This is a genomic window from Lysobacter sp. A289, assembly GCF_054072675.1.
This window is the reverse complement of the sequence record NZ_JBSVRN010000001.1, coordinates 1326847-1342385: the sequence shown is the minus strand read 5'-3', so window position 1 is coordinate 1342385 and position 15539 is coordinate 1326847. Positions and strand designations below refer to the sequence as shown.

General features: G+C 58.0%; 14 protein-coding genes and 1 pseudogene. All 15 read left to right on the top strand.

From position 1 onward, the window contains the following. The first annotated feature begins 17 nt into the window (after positions 1-17). Entirely contained in the window at positions 18-698 is a 681-nt protein-coding gene (locus ACW5DN_RS06100; RefSeq protein WP_456961841.1) for a polysaccharide biosynthesis/export family protein, read from the top strand. After that, a pseudogene (locus tag ACW5DN_RS06095) lies at positions 680-2095 on the top strand (GumC family protein); the annotation flags it as partial. The gene ACW5DN_RS06100 and the pseudogene ACW5DN_RS06095, both read left to right, overlap by 19 nt. 9 nt (positions 2096-2104) lie before the next feature. Next, positions 2105-2863: a CpsD/CapB family tyrosine-protein kinase gene (locus ACW5DN_RS06090; RefSeq protein WP_456962973.1), complete on the top strand. Its 759-nt coding sequence runs from the start codon at positions 2105-2107 to the stop codon at positions 2861-2863. A gap of 87 nt (positions 2864-2950) precedes the next feature. Next, positions 2951-3208, top strand: a complete 258-nt coding sequence (locus ACW5DN_RS06085; protein ID WP_456961840.1) for a hypothetical protein — start codon at positions 2951-2953, stop codon at positions 3206-3208. A 49-nt stretch (positions 3209-3257) separates the two neighbouring features. Continuing rightward, entirely contained in the window at positions 3258-4451 is a 1194-nt protein-coding gene (locus ACW5DN_RS06080; protein WP_456961839.1) for a hypothetical protein, read from the top strand. A gap of 91 nt (positions 4452-4542) precedes the next feature. Continuing rightward, positions 4543-4836, top strand: a complete 294-nt coding sequence (locus tag ACW5DN_RS06075) for a hypothetical protein (protein WP_456961838.1) — start codon at positions 4543-4545, stop codon at positions 4834-4836. Between the two features lie 80 nt (positions 4837-4916). Then, complete coding sequence (locus ACW5DN_RS06070; RefSeq protein ID WP_456961837.1) at positions 4917-6305, top strand: O-antigen ligase family protein; 1389 nt, start codon at positions 4917-4919, stop codon at positions 6303-6305. A gap of 2 nt (positions 6306-6307) precedes the next feature. After that, positions 6308-7747 carry an undecaprenyl-phosphate glucose phosphotransferase gene (locus tag ACW5DN_RS06065; protein ID WP_456961836.1) on the top strand — a complete coding sequence of 480 codons (1440 nt, stop codon included), beginning with the start codon at positions 6308-6310 and terminating at the stop codon, positions 7745-7747. A 28-nt stretch (positions 7748-7775) separates the two neighbouring features. Further along, positions 7776-9086 (top strand): oligosaccharide flippase family protein, encoded by a 1311-nt coding sequence (locus ACW5DN_RS06060; RefSeq protein WP_456961835.1) that lies wholly within the window; start codon positions 7776-7778, stop codon positions 9084-9086. Then, positions 9083-10066 (top strand): nitroreductase family protein, encoded by a 984-nt coding sequence (locus tag ACW5DN_RS06055; RefSeq protein WP_456961834.1) that lies wholly within the window; start codon positions 9083-9085, stop codon positions 10064-10066. The genes ACW5DN_RS06060 and ACW5DN_RS06055 overlap by 4 nt, the downstream gene beginning before the upstream one ends. 7 nt (positions 10067-10073) lie before the next feature. Next, positions 10074-11297 (top strand): polysaccharide pyruvyl transferase family protein, encoded by a 1224-nt coding sequence (locus ACW5DN_RS06050; RefSeq protein ID WP_456961833.1) that lies wholly within the window; start codon positions 10074-10076, stop codon positions 11295-11297. Continuing rightward, a complete protein-coding gene (locus tag ACW5DN_RS06045; RefSeq protein ID WP_456961832.1) occupies positions 11294-12112 on the top strand; it encodes a glycosyltransferase family 2 protein in 819 nt (272 codons plus the stop codon). The genes ACW5DN_RS06050 and ACW5DN_RS06045 overlap by 4 nt, the downstream gene beginning before the upstream one ends. Beyond that, on the top strand, positions 12112-13239 hold the full coding sequence (locus ACW5DN_RS06040) for an EpsG family protein (RefSeq protein ID WP_456961831.1): 1128 nt from the start codon (positions 12112-12114) through the stop codon (positions 13237-13239). Before ACW5DN_RS06045 ends, ACW5DN_RS06040 begins: the two co-directional genes overlap by 1 nt. Further along, positions 13236-14306, top strand: a complete 1071-nt coding sequence (locus ACW5DN_RS06035) for a glycosyltransferase (protein ID WP_456961830.1) — start codon at positions 13236-13238, stop codon at positions 14304-14306. Before ACW5DN_RS06040 ends, ACW5DN_RS06035 begins: the two co-directional genes overlap by 4 nt. Before the next feature lie 93 nt (positions 14307-14399). Next, on the top strand, positions 14400-15377 hold the full coding sequence (gene galE, locus ACW5DN_RS06030) for a UDP-glucose 4-epimerase GalE (RefSeq protein ID WP_456961829.1): 978 nt from the start codon (positions 14400-14402) through the stop codon (positions 15375-15377). The last annotated feature ends 162 nt before the right edge of the window (positions 15378-15539 follow it).

Sequence of the window (15539 nt, the reverse complement as noted above, 5' to 3'; positions counted from 1 at the left end):
TTCACCTTTTGCCGTATTTGACACGTTTGGCCGCGCTTGTTTGCGTGGTATTTCTCGCGGCCTGTGCCAGCCGTGGCCCCGTAGACGATGGCGCCGTCACCGTCCTTCCGCAGGGTGATCCAGTCGCCGAGGCGGTTGGTCGTCCCGAGTACCGCATCGGCCCCAGCGACCTGCTCACCGTCACCGTGTTCCAGGTCGAGGATCTGGATCGCGAGGTCCGGGTCAACAACTCCGGCCAGGTCTCGCTGCCGCTGATCGGCGTCATTGACGTGGCCGGCATGACTGTGACCGAGCTGGAAGCCGACGTCGCCGCTCGCTACGCCGCCAGCTACCTGCAGAACCCCCAGATCTCGGTGTTCGTGCAGGAGTTCTCCAGCCAGCGCGTGACCGTCAGTGGCGCGGTGGAAAAACCCGGCATCTACCCGATCGCCTCGCAGGTGACCCTGCTGCAGGCGCTCGCGCTGGCCGAAGGCATGGGCGAGGTCGCCAGCTACAAGAACGTGCTGGTGTTTCGCACGGTCGGCGGCGTGCGCCATTTTGCCCGTTTCGATGTCGACCAGATCATCGAAGGCCAACTCGACGACCCCATCCTGCAAGGCGAGGACATCGTCGTGGTGGACACCTCCACCGGCAAGATTGCGCTGCAGAACCTGATCAAGCTGGCACCGTTTGTCGCCGTGTGGAGGGCGTACCGATGAACAGCGCACTGGACAACACCGCGGCTGCGTCGCACCAGGAGCTGGCATCGCCCTCGCAACCGAACGATGACGAGATCAACCTGCTGGAATACTGGCAGATCCTGCGCGAGCGCCAGTGGCTGGTGCTGGGCGTGCTTGGGGCAGTGGCCCTGCTGACCCTGGTGTTCACTCTGCTGGCCACCCCGATTTACCGTGCCGGCACCACCTTGCAGATCGAACGCGACACCATGCAGGTGACCAACTTCGAAGGGGTCACGCCGATCGAGTCGCCGACCGACCGCGACTTCTACCAGACCCAGTACGAGCTGCTGCAGAGTCGCTCGCTGGCACTGCGGGTGATCCAGGACTTGAAGCTGGTCGGCAACGCGCAGTACGCCGACCGCATCGAGGCGATCGACGAAGGCCTGGCCGAAAAGACCAGCGGGGACGTCGCCCCGACCACCCGTCAGCAAGCGCACGAACGCGGACTGGTGCAGCCGTTGCTGGAATCGCTGACGATCGAACCGATCCGCAACTCGCGGCTGGTCCAGGTGAACTTCGACTCACCCGACCCGCAGCTCGCCGCGCGCGTGGCCAACGCGTACGCCGAAGCCTTCATCGCCTCCAACCTGGAGCGACGCTTCGACGCGTCCTCCTATGCCAGTACCTACCTTGAAGAGCGGCTGGCCCAGCTCAAGGCGCGGCTTGAGGATTCGGAGAAAGAACTGGTTCTGTTCTCCGAGCGTCAGCAGATAGTATCGGTGGGCGAAGGCTCGCCATCGCTTTCCGCACAGAACCTGTCGCAGCTCAATGCCGCTCTTGCCACCGCCCAGGACCAGCGCATCCAGGCCGAATCAAAGTGGCGCCAGGCCAGTGAAGGCAATGGGCTCGGGCTGCCGCAAGTGGTGCAGAACCTGCTGGTGCAAAAGCTTCGCGAGCAGCGCGCCATATTGGCCTCCGAGTACCAGGAGAAGCTGGGCACTTACAAGCCGGACTATCCAGACATGATCCGCCTGCGCGGCCAGATCGCCGAGCTCGACAGCCAGGTCGCCACCGAGATCGCCAACATCCGCGCCGCGATCCAGACCGACTACGACGCCGCGCGTGGCCGGGAAGCCCTTCTCGGCGAACAGATCACCCTGCTCACCGATGACGTGCTTGACCTGCAGGGACGCAGCATCCAGTACAACATCCTCAAGCGCGAGACCGACACCAACCGGCAGATCTACGATGCGCTGCTGCAGCGCTACAAGGAGATCGGCGTCGCCGGCGGAGTAGGGGCCAACAACATTTCCGTGATCGACCGCGCGATCGTGCCCGACAAGCGCCACTCCCCGCGTCTGGCGCTGAACCTTGCCGTCGGCCTGCTGCTGGGTGGCTTCCTGGGTGTGCTGGTAGCGTTCCTGCTGCACCATCTGGACCGCACGGTGAAGAGCCCGGATGCGTTGCGCGCACTGACCGGGCGGCCGGTGCTTGGCGTCGTTCCGTTGCTTGCCGAAGGCACCAGCCCGGCCCAGGCCGCCGCAGACCTGCGCTCGCCGTTTGCCGAGGCCTATCGCTCCCTGCGCACGGCCTTGCAGTTCTCCACCCAGCATGGGTTGCCGCACAGTCTGCTGGTCACCAGTACCAACGCCGCCGAGGGCAAGTCCACCACGGCGCTCGAGCTTGCCCGCAACATCGCCCAGCTCGGCAAGCGCGTGGTGCTGGTCGATGCCGACCTGCGTAATCCATCCATCCATCGGCTGCTGGGTCTGGCCAATGGCGTTGGCCTGTCCAACGTGCTCGCCGGCGCCTCCGAGGCGGCCGCCGCCCTGCAAATGCTTGATGATCCCAAGCTGACCGTGATGACGTCCGGCCCGTTGCCGCCAAGTCCGCCCGAGCTGCTGGCCGGTGATCGTTTTGCAGCCCTGTTGCACGCATTGCGACAAGACTTCGACGTGATCGTGCTCGATGGCCCGCCGGTGTTGGGCCTGGCCGATGCCCCGCTGCTGGCCCACCGGGTGGAGGGCACACTGCTGGTGGTCGCCGCCGAGCAGACCCGCAGCGACGCCTTGCAGATATCGCTGCAGCGACTGCTCAGTGTCCGCGCGAGCGTGCTTGGCACCTTGCTGACCAGTTATGATCTCCAACGCAAGGGCGAAGGCTACGGCTACACCTACTACAGCTATGGTGGCAGCGGCCGATAATAAAAACGGAATCTGCATATCCTGTCTTGCTACACTCGTGACCGCTTGCACAGAACCTGCACTTTTACCCATCACAAGGAACCATTTATGAAATTGATGTTCGGTCTTGTTCTTTCCCTCGCCAGTGCCACGGCTTTTGCCCAGAGCCAGACGCCGGCGGTTGAAGCTGCCCCGGCTGAAGCAGCTGCTCCAGCGGCCCAGGCGGCACCGTCCTCCGCGGCGGCGGCTGCCACGGCCAAGGCCAAGGCCGCCAAGGCTGCGCTGTTGATTGCCGGTGGCGTTGCCGTCGGTGCCGTGGCGCTCAACAGTTCGGACGATGGCGACGACCGTCCGTCCAGCCCGTAACACCGGCCACCACGCCGAATCTACAAAGGGGCCGAAAGGCCCCTTTGTCTTGGGTCGGTCCGGTGTCCTGCGCCTGGCCATTGCGATCGCGGCGGCCGGGCTGATGGCCGTGCTCGCGGTCCAGCTTGCGCGTGTCGATGCACCGCTCGGTGCACCCGCCGGCCCCGACCGCCTGGTTGCCGCGGTCGATGCGTCCGCCGAACTTCCGGTTAACGCTGCCGCCCTGGCAAGGCAGGCCCTGCAAGACCGGCCGATTGACGGCCGTGCCTACCGCGTGATCGCCCAGGTCGCCATGGCCGAAGGGGACGATGCGCGCGAGGCAACGCTGTTCGCCACTTCCGCCCAGCGCTGGCCGCGTGACCGTATCGCCCAGGTCACGCTCGCCGAGCGTGCGTTTGCCGACGCCGACATCGCCGCCGGCCTGACCCACCTGGATGCCCTGTTGCGCGTCGCCCCCGCCTTGCGGGCGCCATTGCTGGCCAACGTGGTGGCGTTTGTCGATGACACCGAGTTACGCAGTGGCCTGGTCGACCGCCTCGCCCAGGACCCGCCTTGGCGTGGCGCCCTTGTCCGCGCGCTGCTCGCCGAGGACACCCCGGTCGAACCCGCGCTCACGTTACTGGGCGAGCTCGCCGAGCGTCACTCCCTGACGGCCGGCGAGATCCAGGCCCGGGTATCCCTGCTGGACCGCGCCGGCCGCCCCGCGGAAGCCCGCGATGTGTGGCTGCAGACAATGGCGCTCGATGACCGCGCCGCCGCAGGCCTGGTGTTCGATGGCGGCTTCGAACATCCCGATGTCAGCGGCGGCTACGGCTGGCAGGCCAATCCGCCGGCGGGTGTCGCCATCGGTCACGACAGGTCCGATCCGCTGGAAGGCGAGAACGCCCTGGCCATCGTGTTTGATGGCCGCGCCGTCCAGTTTTCCCACCTGCGGCAGCCGCTGGCTCTCGCGCCGGGGCGTTACCGGCTGCAGGTGGGCAGCAACAACGCCGTGCCCAGCGATCGCGCGTTTGTCTGGCGGCTGACCTGCGTCGATGCCGGCAATACCCGCCCGCTGAGCGAGTTGCCGCTGCCACGGGCAAACGGCTGGCAGCATAGCGAGGTCGATTTCACGGTCCCGCCTGATTGCGCGCGGCAGCAATTGCAGTTGCGCCACACCGCACGAACGCTGGTTGAAAAACGAGTTCGCGGAGTTTTGCAAGTGGATGCAGTCTCGATTGAGGCTACCGGCATCACGGATTAGATAAAAAGTTGCCAACAGTTGGCTACTTCCCTATGCTGCAACGCACTAAGTTCGCGACGGTGCGTAGCACGCGCCAACCACAGGGGATGACATGAAACAGTTGCTGCTGGCTCTGGCCACCACGTTCGTATTCGGTACGGCATTTGCACAGACCACGGTTGCCGACCCGGCCACCGCGCCAGCGCCTGTCGCGTCGGACCAGGTCGAAGCCCCGGCTCCGCAGGCAGAAGCCCCGGCTCCGGCGGGACAAGCTCCGGGCACGCCAGTCGCGAAGACCAGTCCTCGCGTACCCAAGGCTTTCATTGGTGCCGGCATCGCCGGTATTGCGTTGATAGCTGCGGTAGCGGGCGACAGCGATAACGACGACCGCCCGTCCAGCCCGTAACCATTAGTTCGGATTGAATTGTCTCCAGGTCGCGTAATGCGACTTGGCGCATATTTACGCGCGGAGTTTTGGAGCAGGGAATGAGGCATGAAGGCTCCGGGGCAATTCCGGACGCCGTGGCTGAGGCAGCTCTTGCGCTGCTGATCGTTGTGGCATTGGCTTTTGGCGGGGGATCGCGCGGGATGGGTGACCTGATGGTTCACCTGGTTGCCGTGCCCGTGCTCGCGTTGGCCGTCTTGCGCTGGCGCCATGCGGCTGCCAGCCGCCTGCAACGCCTGCTGCTGCTTACCTTGCTGGCAGGTTTCGCGCTCACCGCTTTGCAACTGCTCCCGCTGCCCGCGGCCGCCTTCGCTGCGTTGCCGCAACGCAGCGCCGTACTGGCAGACCTCCATACGGCAGGCCTGCAGCCTGCTTGGCTGCCGATGACATTGGACCGGTGGGGCACCATTCGCGCACTGCTGGCACTGGCAACGTTCTGCGCCGCCTGGATGCTGGCCTGCACCTTGACCCCTCAATCCCGCGAGCGCCTGCTCAAGCTGACGCTCGTCGCGGCGTCCGTCATGGCCTTGGTCGGGTTCGCCCAGGCCGCCGCCGGCAGCCATTCGTCGCTGCGTCCCTACGATTACCACCACCCGATGGGCGCCATCGGTGCGTTCGCCAACCGCAACCATTTCGCCGACTTGCTGGCGATGCTGCTGCCATTTGCGCTGGCTTTCGGGATACGCGGTCAGCGTGATCGCCAGCCGGGCGCGATATTCGCGTGGTACGGCGTGGCCGTGATGCTGTTTCTTGCCGCAGCGCTGAGTTACTCCCGCACAGGTTTCGCGTTGGCGTGCGTGGCTGTCGTGGCCAGCTTGCTGGTGTTGCGACCCGGCAGTAACCCGGTCACCAAAGGGCAGGGCAAACGCTTCGCCCCATTGCTGGCCCTCGGGGCCGGCGCGCTTGCCGTGGGTTACTACGCCTGGGATGGCATCGTGCGCCGGCTCGAGCAGGATCCGCTGGAAGACCTGCGCTGGCAGTACGTTGCTCATGGCATCGATGCCGCTACCGCTTACCTGCCATGGGGAAGTGGGCTTGGCAGTTTCCGCGATGCCTACGCGCCCTTCGAGCCCGTGGGCGCGATGGTGAACGTCCACGCCCTGCACGCCCACAACGATTCATTGGAGATCGCGGTCGAAGCCGGCTTGCCGGGCTTGTTGCTGCTGTTGGCATTCCTTGCCCTGCTGCTGGCAGCAGGTTGGACTGCCCTGCGCCAGCCTCCAGGCGAAGCAAAGCTCGTGCTTGCCGCTGCGGTCGTTGCCGCTTGCGTCCCACTTGCGCATTCGCTGGTCGACTACCCGCTGCGCACGCTGTCGATCGCGTCGGTATTCGGACTGGTGGTCGCGGTCCTAGTTTCCGCAGGGCACCGAAGCCCGGTCGCAGCGTCAGCGACGGAACCGATCCATCATCAATCACCGGGGGGTGATTGAACATGTTGTTTTTTGCACCAGTGCAGCAGGGCCGCGAAGGGATCAGCCTCAGTACGGCCAGCAAGTACACCGCATTGTTCAGCGTGATGCTGCGCGGGTCCGACCTCGCAGTGGTCGGCTTGGTCGGCGTACTCGCCTATTGGGTCCGTTTCGGCACGCTGGAGGTGTCGCTCGATTATCAACGCAACATCGTCGCCGGCATGGTGTTCGCATTGATGGTGTTCGGCAATTCTTCGCTGTACCGCAGCTGGCGCGGCTCCGCACTGAGCGCGGAGTGCTTCAAGGCGGCGTGGCTGTGGACGGTAGCATTCGGCATCGCGGTGGTAGTGGCGGTCGGCCTCAAGCTGGCCGGCGACGTCTCGCGCGTGTGGTGGGGCCTCTGGTACGCCGGCACCCTGGTCGGGCTCGGTGGCGTGCGCATCCTTTGCCGCAGTACCGCCGCGCTGACCCGGCAGCAAGGGCTGGACCTGCGCAGCGCGGTGGTGATCGGCGCCAACCGCGATGCCAGTCGCATCATCGCCACCCTGGAGAAGGAACGCTGGGCCGGTATCAAGGTCCACGGCTGGTTCAGCACGCCGGCCGATACGGACCGGATCGAGGAGTCCCCGCATCTCGGCGGCCTGGAAACCTTGGCGGCCTATGTCGAAGCCCGCGACATCCACCAGGTCTGGATCGCGCTGCCGCTGGGCGCGCAGGAACAGATCGACACCATCCTTTCCACGCTCAAGCACTCCACCGCCGAGATCAAGCTGGTTCCCGACCTGTTCGGCATGCAATTGCTCAACCAGTCGATCGGCCAAGTCGCCGGGCTGCCGGTGATCAATCTGCGCGGCAGCCCGCTCGACGGGCATGCGCGCCTGGTCAAGGCGATCGAGGACCGGGTGTTGGCCGCCGTTATCCTGCTGCTGATCGCGCCGCTGCTGGCGATAATCGCGGTCGGGGTCAAGCTCAGCTCGCCAGGGCCGGTGCTATTCCGCCAGCCGCGCCACGGCCGCGACGGCAAGATCATCGAGGTCTGGAAGTTCCGCAGCATGCGCGTGCACCAGGAAGCCGATGGCCAAGTCACCCAAGCGCGCAAGCACGATAACCGGGTCACCCCGTTCGGCCGCTTCCTGCGCCAGAGCAGCCTCGACGAGCTGCCACAGTTCTTCAACGTGTTGATGGGCGACATGTCCATCGTCGGCCCACGGCCACATGCCCTCGCCCACAACCACCAGTACAAGGACGTGGTGCAGGACTACATGCAGCGCCACCGACTCAAGCCAGGCATTACCGGTTGGGCGCAGGTCAACGGCCTGCGCGGTGAAACCGACACCATCGAGAAGATGGCCGCGCGTGTGGAGTCCGACCTGTACTACATGCAGAACTGGTCGCTGGTGCTGGACCTGAAAATTATCCTGATGACAGTCGTGAAAGGCTTCATCGGCAAGAATGCGTACTGAGGAATCTCGGGAAGCCGAGTGTGGCTAGATGAAAGCGATGTTTACCGTCAAAAATAAAAAAAGACTCATCGGAATTGCCGTATTTCTAATGTTTGGGACGTTATTCGGAGCATTTTGCCAGTTCGTAACTCAGGTGGTCCTTGCTAGAACGCTAGGTCCATATGACTACGGGGTTTTTTCAGCTGCACTTGCTCTGGTCACGGTTCTATCTCCCCTGTGTGGCTTTGGCGTTCAGGCATTTTGGCTGAAAGCGTTCGCGGAGGAAGGCGGCGCGGCCATTAGGTGGCTGCCGGGTTCGTTTCGGTTCGTCGGATTAACGACGAGTGCAGTGATTTTAACTATCTTTGCAATTGGGATTGCTGAGCCCAATAATTTAGTGGGTATAGTTACTTGTACGCTCGCACTCGTAGCCGCAGGTAATGCCTTCGCCGAACTTGTAATGGGGAAGTTACAATTAGAGGCGCGGTTTGATCAACTTGCCATTTGGCAGATGGCTCCTCACGTAACTAGACTTCTGCTGTTTGCAATTTTGTTTGCACTGCTGCGTGAGATAGCAGTACAGCAGGCCGCCGTAGTATATCTACTTACGGCGGCAGCAACCGTGCTGGTTGGGAGTGTCTTGCTCAATAGAATGCGCAAAGGAAAGATGGTAATTACCGGCAATGAGCACGCGCCAATCCTGCATGTGAAGCGTGGAGTTCCAAATGTACGGCATGTGGCGAAAAGCGCTTTGCCATTTGGATTGGCCGGCATCTTCTATGTTATATATTTTCAGAGCAACGTAATAACGCTGAAGTATATGAGTGGCGAAATCGCCGTTGGAATATACAGCGTTGCTTTCATGGTGATGGCGGCGATTTACCTACTTCCGAGCGTTGTTTATCAAAAATTATTGCTTCCGCATATCCATCGACTAGCATATAAAAATCTTGGCGAGCTACGGCGTGTTCACAACGTTGGTAGTCTTATTATGCTTGCATTGGGCCTGATTGCTGGGTGTAGCGTGTGGTTTATCGCACCTCTTCTAGTGTCACGCTTATTCGGCGATGACTACGAAGCCGCTGCGACACTCTTAAAAATTTTCGCCGTGTGCGCCCCGATACGATTTGTAGCGACCAGCGTCGGTGCGGTGCTTTCAACTCGGGACCATATGAAGCAGAAGGTTAAGATAATGGGCAGTGTGGCGATAGCAAATGTGATCATAAGTATCGCGTTGATAGGGTTGTTTTCTGAAGTGGGTGCTGCCATCACCGCTGTCATATGTGAGTTCATGATACTAGTTTCTTATTTTTGGTATATGTATCGGCATGTATTTAATCAATATGGGGCGTGGGCTTGAAATCTGTTATCGTCGCGCGTTTCAAGGATATGTTTCGGCCAGGTCGGGATATAGTATTTGCACTGGTCGGCTTTATCTATGATTTTCAGCGCTTCGCGAGATATGGTGGGTGGTTCGGTTTTGATAAGACTGGGAAGGTCAGCTATAAGGTTGTAAAAATCTATCATCGCTTAGAAAAGAGTTTAAGTTTTAGAAATCGGCGTGCCGGGGCGGGGGTAACAGCCGCGGAAGACTTGGTCCGATTTTTACAAAAATATGGTGTTGCTGACACCGATCGGGGATTCCAAGAACTCGTGAGCTTAAAGGTTCTCTCGGATTTTGTAGCTGAGTTGCCACAAGCTGATGAGAAATTCTCTAGTGTGGTCGAGTTTTCGCAGCAGAACTGTCCGAAGCCTGGACTGCCCGGTGGTGTCATGGAGAAAACCGCATCTTTTCTGACAACCGGAAAGCTCGATGAGCCTGAAAAGTTCTTCTTTACCAGGTATTCCGTTCGGGACTTTAGCTCGAAACGCGTTGAGTTCGGTGTCGTTGAGCGCGCGATTGAACTGGCGATGAAGAGTCCTTCAGTATGCAGCAGGCAAGCATGGCACGTTTACTATAGCGAAAGCAGAGAAACTATAGACAAGACCCTTGCATATCAGAATGGTAGCAAAGGCTTCGGGCATGAAGTTCCCGGGCTATTTATTGTGTGTGTAGATTTAAATGCATTCGACACCGCCGGCGAAAGATATCAACACTGGATAGATGGAGGGATGTTTGCCATGTCTCTGATATGGGCGCTCCACTCGCTAGGTGTTTCATCATGTTGTCTTAATTGGAGCAAGGGCGTTCGGGATGATATTGCCCTTCGACGCGCCACGAACATTAAGGGCGAACACACTATAACAACGCTGCTCGCGGTTGGGTACGCGAACGAACATTTAAGGGTATGTCAGTCGGCCCGCCGACCAGTTAGCGATATACTTACGATTTTGGAGTAAAGGTGCGATGGGCTATAAGATTCTTCTAACAGGCCAAAGAGATTTTGGGAACCGTGGATGCGAAGCTATCGTGCGAAGCACTGTAGGGTTGCTCCGTTCTCAATATAGCGATGCTAAGGTGCTGGTCCCTTCAGAAAACAAGGCTGGTGATCAAGCACTTTGGCCAGATGCGGAAGCTCAGGGCGTTGAGTTCGTCAGGGCTTATCGTCCACTCCATACGCGGCCCTGGATCCACGCCCAACGGCTGCCATTCGCTGCCCTAAAGCAAGCTGGATGGCCATTTCCTGCGCCTGATTGGCTGCGTAGGCAAGTTGCTTCGGTAGACCTGGTGATGTCGATAGGCGGTGACAACTACTCCCTTGATTATCGTCTTCCGTCTCTTTTAATGGGTGTCGACAAACTTGCAATGGATTTGGGGAAGCCCCTGGTGCTGTGGGGAGCTTCGGTTGGGCCTTTCGAACGTGATCCGCTATTTGTTCCTGCTGTCTCCCATCACTTTTCCCGAATGTCATTAATAGGAGTGCGTGAGCACGTATCCTATCGCTATCTGACGGAGCAGCTTGGACTAAAAAACGTTATTCAAATGGCAGATCCCGCGTTTACGTTGATACCGCAGGCCGTCGATCGAGGCGCATTTTGGCCCCAGGAAAAAAAGGCAGGCGTTCTCGGGATTAATATAAGTCCGCTGATAGAGCGCTACGTTCAAGCCGGTCAAAATATTGTGTCGGAAGTTATTAGTTTCATACATTCGGCCGTAGAGCGGCAAGGGTTGGCAGTTCTATTGATTCCCCATGTTGTGCCGCTGGGGGGTAAGAAAAATAACAATGACGCCATTTACATGAAGCGGATTCTGGACGGGTGCAGGGGTCTAGGCGGTGCAGTTACCATGACGCCCGCGGGTTTAAACGCTGTGCAGATCAAAAGTGTGGTTAGTCACTTGCGATTTTTCATGGGGGCTAGGACTCACTCTACCATCGCCGCATTGTCTAGCGGTGTTCCCACGGTGTCCATTGCCTACAGCGTAAAAGCATTGGGTATAAATCGGGATATTTTCGGTAATACGTCTGCTGTCATAGAAACCCCAATGGTATCGGAGCGTTCGCTCAGTGAACGCTTGAATTGGCTCTTGGAGAATGAAGGCGATTTACGTAAAAGGCTTTCAGTACGAGTGCCAGAATTGCAGGCGTCGGCAATGAGTGCGGCCGCCACCGTAGGAGGTTTGGTAAGGTGAATGGGGTCTATGCGCCTGTCAGCGTGATCATTCCCTGCTACCAATGTAAGGACACGATACATAGGGCCGTCGCATCGGTGGTATCGCAATCATTAGTGCCTGCAGAAATCATTATGGTCGAGGATTGTAGTGGCGACGGGACATCGGAAGTCCTTCGCGATCTACAGCGACAATACTCGATTGGTTGGATAAAAATAATCGTACTGGAAATTAACTCGGGTCCCGGCACCGCGCGCAACGTGGGCTGGAATGCTTCGCGGCAACCTTATATCGCTTTTCTTGATAGCGACGATCACTGGCACGCGGATAAGTTGAAATTTCAGTTAACCTGGATGGAGGTGAGGCCTGATGTTGCACTGAGTTGCCATGACTGGCCTGATTATCACGATGGCCCAGATAGAGATGTCGATATTGCTCAATACGCGTTCCTGGATATTGTAAAGAGAAGGCTTCTTATTTCTAATCGAATATATACATCGACCGTGATGGTTCGGCGCGATCTTCCACAACGATTTCCTGAATTCAGGAGATATAGTGAAGACTATCACCTCTGGCTTAATATTTGTCTGGATGACGGGCGCTGCGTAAAATCTTTTGCGCCGCTAGCATATCGGCACAAACCAACTTTCGGTGCAGTCGGATTAAGCGGGCAACTGTGGCGCATGGAACTCGGGGAGCTTTCAAACTTCAGGATGTTGTACGCGGCTCGTAAGATTGGCTTGATCTCGTTGATAATCTACTCAGCAGTTTCTATAGTTAAATTTGCAAGAAGGCTCGCGATCAGCAGTCTTCGCAGAGTTACGGGTAGAGTTTGATGGGCATTTTTGTTATTGTTGCTGTCCTAGTTTTGCTAAGCTGGTCAGCCGCAATTTGTTTACGTCCAAACTCGTATATAGCGGGGGCGGGAAAAGCTAATTCCCTAGTTTTATCCGCTTTTGTCGCATTTCCCTTGCTGATGATAGGGGTGGCGATGGCCGGCTTACGTCCGGAAACAGCTGGGTTTGACACGGCGAGATATATTTTTACCTATCAACGAATTAGCTCATCTCTGACCGCAATAGAGGATGGAGCACTTTACTACGGGAATACTGAGTTTTTATGGTGGCCTATCCAGAGTTTTCTTCGGAATCTACTTGATGCCAAAGCCTGGCTGTTGGTTAACTTCCTGTTTGTAATTGCTGCGTCTGCAGTTTGTTACAAGGTTGTCGCCCGTACATACCGTCTCAACTTCCTAATTTTTTCGCTAGCTTTTGCGACTTTCTTCGTGGTCTATGCGGGGAACGGGATGCGGCAAGCGTTGGCAGTGCCTGTCGGTGCCTTGGGCTTCTTCTATTTCTTCAATCGAAGATATATTCTCTGGGCAGTTTGTTCCGTGCTCGCCGTTGGGCTTCACTGGTCTGCGCTGGCCGTTTTCCTGGTCACGGTATTTAGATGTAACGCTTTTAATAGAGATTATTTGTATGTTTTGTTGCCAGCTTTTTGTTTAGCTGCTTCGGTGCTCATGGCAGACCTAGTTGGAATGGTTGTTGACTTTGTGGGGTTTGGTGGATTTTCTGAAAAATATGATTTATATTTTTCCGGGACAAGAGAGTCTCACGTTGGAGCTGTTTGGAAAACTTTAAATTTTTGGTTGTGCTCTGTTTTGTCGCTGGCTTATTTGATTTTTTGTAAGCGGTCATTAAGCCCCTCTGCTTCGTTGCACAGTTATGTGGTTGTTTTTTTGTCGCTTGTTTTTTTTGGCATACGAATTCCAGATTTTTCTGAGCGATATTTCCCATACTTGCTTTTTGTTACGCCACTGATTGTTGCTCTCTTGATAGATAGGCTTCCGTTTTCAGCGCGCTTAAAAAACGTCTCACTTCTCGTTTCATTTTTTTTACTCGCTGTGATGGTTTATGCCAACGAGAGTACGCAGGCTACTCTTGGGTATTCCTTGTCATGAGTGGCAAAAATATGCGGACCATTCGAGTTTTGCATTTTATTGAAGCAGCAGGCGGCGGGGTTCTTAGTGTTGTTTTTGACTCTATCAGGGTGCTCCAGGCCGAGTTTCCGGGCCGTTTTGAATTTACGGTCATGTATTCTTCCCGGGTCGAAACCCCGGATAATATTGAAGACGCCCACCCTGATGTTGGATTTATAAAGATAGATGTTGGCCGAATATTCTTTTCGGTGAATGACTTGCGTGTTGCGTTCTTCGTTGCTCGGGAGTCTAGAAATTTCGACGTCCTGCATTGCCACTCCAGTCGTGCGGGGTTCATTGGACGTCTCTCACGACTGTTTGGCGGATCACGGCGAGTTGCTTATTCGCCGCATTGCTATGCGTTCTTGTCAGAGGAATTTTCTTCTTTTAAGAGAGATTGTGTGTTTTGGGTGGAGCGGGTTCTGGCGATCGTTTCTGGTGCCGTAACCATTGCGTGTGGTGATTCCGAGATGGCTCTTGCAAAGAAAGTTGGTGGAAGTTCGATTCTCATTCGGAATGGGTACTTTTGTCCCAATATGGCCATAAAGGTTTCCGGAGAAAATCCTCCGATCATCGTGGCCGTCGGACGCGACTCCCTGCAGAAGGACCCGGATTTTTTTCTGGAAATCGCCTCCAGATTTGTATCGGATGAATATCGATTTTCTTGGGTGGGAGCGTTGCGTGACCACCCGCTGTCTACCGGTTGGGTGAAGAGAGACGTTGCAGAGAGATTGATTGCGAACAGTGATATTTTTCTTATGACTTCGCGTTGGGAAGGTCTGCCGATTGCGGGGCTGGAGGCGATGGCTTCCGGCAAGCCTCTTGTTGTGCGGGATGTCCCCGGAGCTCGCGATCTTGTTGAGCATGGTGGAAACGGTTTTCTCTATCATTCCATCGATGAGGCTGTGGGGTATCTTCAACGCCTGCGTGACGACCCTGCTCTTCGGGCGCGTCTCGGCCGCCGGTCGCTGGAGCTTGTGCAACATCGCTTCTCTCGTCGCAACTATCTGGCTCTCGTGGATATTTACGCTCCGGAGTTTAAGAAGTGAAGATCCGCCCATTGATACGCAGATGGCCTAACGGCAACTGCCGCCGTCCCGGCTGCGACCCAAGGTGCGCAATTGGGTGCGGTAAGTGAGTTCGTGACGCAGATTTTGGTTTGCGGCGGCGCCGGCTACATCGGCAGCCACATGGCGCGGTGGCTGGCCACACGCGGAATCGGAGTGACGGTGCTCGACAACTTGTCGACCGGCCATCCCGAGGCGGTGCAGTGGGGCGAGTTGCTGGACGCTGATCTGCTCGATCCCGCCTCGCTGGAGCGGGCACTGACTGGGCGGCCGTTCGATGCGGTGATGCACTTTTGCGCGCGCTCGCTGGTTGGCGAGTCGATGAGCCAGCCGTATGCGTACTACGCCAACAATGTCACCGGCACGCTCAACCTGTTGGAGGCGATGCGCCGCCATGGGATCTGCAAGCTGGTGTTCTCGTCGACCGCGGCGGTATTCGGCCAGCCGGTCAGTGAACGCATCGACGAGGAACACCCGAAGGCGCCGATCAATCCCTACGGGGCGAGCAAGCTGATGGTAGAGCGCATCCTGGCCGATGCGGCGTCGGCCTACGGGTTGCGGTCGGTGGCGCTGCGTTACTTCAATGCGGCCGGCGCCAGCGACGATGCCTGCATTGGCGAATCGCATGAGCCCGAGACCCATCTGATCCCGAACGTCCTACGCGCAGCTCTCGGCACCGGCGCGGGCCTGAAGGTGTTCGGCGATGACTATGCAACCCCCGATGGCACCTGCGTGCGTGACTACGTCCACGTCGACGATCTGGCCCAGGCGCATGAACTGGCGCTGGATTATCTGGATCGCCACGAGGGCGCGCACGTGTTCAACCTGGGCAACGGGCAGGGGTTCTCGGTGCGCGAGGTGATCGAGGCCGCGGAAGTGGCGACCGGTCGCGAGATCGGTTACGAGGTGGCCCCACGTCGACCGGGCGATCCGGCAGTACTGGTTGCCTCCAGCGAGAAAGCCAGACGTGAACTGGGCTGGGCACCAGTCCATGCCGATTTGGCGCCGATCATCGAAAGCGCCTGGCGCTGGCACCAAAGGCAGCCTTATTGAACAGGGTGAGTCAGGCCGATGAAGTGCCAGGGCTTGCTGCTTGGCCAGGTGATTTCCACTGTGCGGTGCTTCATGACGCAATCGCGCAGATACAGAAAGAAAAATGAACGCGACGGTCGATTGAAATTGGGGCCGCTCTGATCAGAAGCAACGGGACTGAAT

What these genes read in the sequence shown, in the direction of transcription:
- ACW5DN_RS06085 (WP_456961840.1), top strand. Translation starts at nt 2,951, where the DNA reads ATGAAATTGATGTTCGGTCTTGTTCTTTCCCTCGCCAGTGCCACGGCT.
- ACW5DN_RS06075 (WP_456961838.1), top strand. Translation starts at nt 4,543, where the DNA reads ATGAAACAGTTGCTGCTGGCTCTGGCCACCACGTTCGTATTCGGTACG.
- ACW5DN_RS06070 (WP_456961837.1), top strand. Translation starts at nt 4,917, where the DNA reads ATGAGGCATGAAGGCTCCGGGGCAATTCCGGACGCCGTGGCTGAGGCA.
- ACW5DN_RS06065 (WP_456961836.1), top strand. Translation starts at nt 6,308, where the DNA reads ATGTTGTTTTTTGCACCAGTGCAGCAGGGCCGCGAAGGGATCAGCCTC.
- ACW5DN_RS06060 (WP_456961835.1), top strand. Translation starts at nt 7,776, where the DNA reads ATGAAAGCGATGTTTACCGTCAAAAATAAAAAAAGACTCATCGGAATT.
- ACW5DN_RS06050 (WP_456961833.1), top strand. Translation starts at nt 10,074, where the DNA reads ATGGGCTATAAGATTCTTCTAACAGGCCAAAGAGATTTTGGGAACCGT.
- ACW5DN_RS06040 (WP_456961831.1), top strand. Translation starts at nt 12,112, where the DNA reads ATGGGCATTTTTGTTATTGTTGCTGTCCTAGTTTTGCTAAGCTGGTCA.
- ACW5DN_RS06035 (WP_456961830.1), top strand. Translation starts at nt 13,236, where the DNA reads ATGAGTGGCAAAAATATGCGGACCATTCGAGTTTTGCATTTTATTGAA.